Here is a 379-nt window from a genome sequence, read left to right as displayed (position 1 = left end):
TTGCAAGCAAAAATCACAGAAAAACAAGGCAAAATCCAAGATTTACAAACCCAAATCAACGCCACCCAAGCACAAATCAATGACTATAAAACAAATAAAAAATATTACCAAACTTACAGCGGGCAATATAACTGCGGACATGGAGGCTGTTTTCAACTAGGGTCAAGTTGCGGAGATTACTATACTACTACTTATTTTTCCAAGGTGTGTGAGCTAGCAAACGCAGAATCTACCCTAAAATCTTTGCAAAATCAACTAACAACCACACAAGCCGAGCTAGATTCTCTTTTGCAAGCCAAACAAGAGCTAGAAAAAGAGAAGCAAGCATTAAAACAAGCAGAGTTAGCAAGGCTTTTAGCACAATGTAGCACCCCCCCCC

Annotated in this window: 1 protein-coding gene; it reads left to right on the top strand. The window is 39.6% G+C overall.

Annotated elements, in window-relative coordinates; all coding sequences use genetic code 11:
• Positions 1-379, top strand: a 379-nt coding sequence (locus tag ACWIX0_RS14290; RefSeq protein WP_454174630.1) for a hypothetical protein, incomplete at both ends; no start/stop codon positions are given.

It is taken from the genome of Helicobacter sp. T3_23-1059, assembly GCF_053654515.1.
Note: the sequence above shows the minus strand (reverse complement) of the source record. Positions and strands in the feature narration are given on the sequence as shown.